The organism is Methyloceanibacter marginalis, assembly GCF_001723295.1.
GTDB lineage: Bacteria > Pseudomonadota > Alphaproteobacteria > Rhizobiales > Methyloligellaceae > Methyloceanibacter > Methyloceanibacter marginalis.
Map to the genome: position 1 here is coordinate 1 of NZ_LPWD01000328.1, position 2,185 is coordinate 2,185.

The following is a 2,185-nucleotide window of genomic DNA, read 5'->3' on the forward strand; positions in this document are numbered from 1 at the left end:
CGCGGCGCGGGCGCTTGGTGGCGCCTTCGAACGTGTCGAAGGCACGATCGACCTCATGCCCGCGGATCTCGTCTACTACACCTATCTCGGCGAGACGGGCGTCCGCGCGTCGACCCCGGGCCGGCGTTGCGCCACGGCGAAGACCTCACTGTCTTCTTCTTCAATGAAATCAATCGCGCCCGGCCGCAGGTCCATTCGCTGCTGCTCCGGCTGATGGCAGAGCGCAGCCTGACCGCGTTCAACCGGGAACATGCATTTCCCTATCTGCTCGTGTTTGCCGACCGGAACCGCATCGAGCGGGAGGAGACGTTCGAGTTGCCGGCTGCGCGCGCGACCGGTTCTTCATGGAGATCACCATGGAGACGCCGAAAGACCGGGACATCCGCCGGGCACTCGCCTTCGATCCGCGCTTCTATGACGCCGATGCTCTGGTGCGGACCGTGCCGGAAGACGTGCTCGACTATCGCGTCTTGAGCGACGTGGCGCGAGCCATCCAGGCCGAAATCCACGCGAGCGAGGCGCTCGAGCGCTATACGCTCGATCTGTGGAATGCCGTGCGTGACCCGGTCTCCGTAGGTATCGACATCGACGGCGTGGACATGTCCCGGCTCGTGCAAGGGGGGGCCTCGCCTCGCGGCATGGCCTATCTCGTGCGCGCGGGCCGTGTGGCGGCCTGGCTCGACGGACGCGACATGGTGGTGCCGGAAGATCTGCGCACGGTGTTCACCGAAGTGATGTCGCACCGGGTCTTTCTCGACCCGATCTACGAGCTTCGCCGCGATGCCCTGGTCCAGGCGCTGTTCGGCCAAGTGTTTGCCACGGTACCGGCACCATGAGTGATGCCGCGCCAGGCCAAGGCGTGCCCCAAGTCGATGTGCCATACCGGCTCGACTGGCGCGCGGCCGGCGTGCGGATCGGCGCTCATCGCGGCAAGGTGGAGGGCGCTGGGGGACTTTTCCGTGACCACGATCTTCTCGTGCGTTCGCCCGATCCGCGCCGTATCGATCTGCGCATGTCGCTGCGCGATCCCTTCGGGAACCTCTACGTAAAGCGCTTTGAACAAAAAACTTCGGTCACCGTCTATGCGTTGGTCGATGTCTCGGCCTCCATGGGCTTCGCCGGGAGCGTGGACAAGATGGGGGTCGTCGCCGATCTCTGCGGCGCTCTTGCCGCATCGGCACGGCGCATCGGCGATGCCTTTGGCTTGATCGGGTGCGACGAGACCATTGTTCCAGAGTTTCTTTTACCCGCAACGCGCTCGCGTGGCACCGAGGCGGACATGGTGGCCAATCTGCGCGCTTTCGTGCCCAAAGGCCACGGCGCCGAGGGACTGCTCGAAGGGGCGTCGTATCTCGCAGGCCGGCGCAAGCTCGTCTTCGTCGTCTCCGACTTCTACCTGCCGCTAGATCTGATTGAAGCGGTGTTCGAGGCGCTGTCGCAACACGATGTTATTCCGATCGTATTGCGCGATCCACGAGAGACGCGGGATCTGCCGCGCTACGGTCTGGTGTCGCTTGCCGACCTCGAAACCGGGCGCAGACGGCTCTATGCCATGCGACCTTCTCTACGCGCGGCGCTCATGCGTGAGGAGGCGGAGGCGGCAAAGGCCTTGCGTGCGCTCGCTATGCGCTATGGGCGTCCGCCCTTCCAGGTCGTGGGGCGGATCGACTGGGACAGGTTCGGAGCCTATCTCATGGGTGACGCCGCGTGATCCGGTTGCTGACCGCGCTGATCTTCATTGTGACCCCGCTCGCGGCGCAGGAAGCGCCTTCGCCTATTCTTTCGATCGGTACGATCGACCCGCGCGGTTTCGGCTATTTCGTTGGCGATCTGCTCACGCGGGAGATTGTGGTGACGGTAGCCGAGCCCTATCGGCTCGAGGCTGCCTCCCGGCCCGCGCCGCGGCGGCTCTCCTACTGGCTCGATCTGAAATCGGTCGAGGTCGACGAACGCGAGGAGAGTGGGCGGACGCATTACCGCCTCAAGCTGGTCTATCAGACCCTCTATGTGCCGTTGTCGCCGGAACCGCGAAGCCTGCCGGCGCTCGCGCTGCGTTTCACCGACGGCGAAGAGATCGCGGTGGCCAAGGTGCCGCCGTTCAACTTCGTCATGTCTCCGCTGCGCGAGGTGATTCCCGAGCAGCCCGAGGAGGGGCCGGTAGGTATCTGAGACCGGACGCCGTACC

General features: G+C 64.9%; 2 protein-coding genes and 1 pseudogene. All 3 read left to right on the top strand.

The annotated features are described in order from the left end of the window. Positions 1-836, top strand: a pseudogene (locus AUC71_RS17925) (AAA family ATPase); the annotation flags it as partial. Beyond that, the gene (locus AUC71_RS11870; protein ID WP_069624433.1) at positions 833-1,711 is read left to right on the top strand and encodes a DUF58 domain-containing protein; all 879 of its coding nucleotides are present in this window, start codon (positions 833-835) and stop codon (positions 1,709-1,711) included. The pseudogene AUC71_RS17925 and the gene AUC71_RS11870, both read left to right, overlap by 4 nt. Further along, complete coding sequence (locus AUC71_RS11875) at positions 1,708-2,169, top strand: hypothetical protein (RefSeq protein WP_069624434.1); 462 nt, start codon at positions 1,708-1,710, stop codon at positions 2,167-2,169. Before AUC71_RS11870 ends, AUC71_RS11875 begins: the two co-directional genes overlap by 4 nt. Positions 2,170-2,185: the final 16 nt, after the last annotated feature.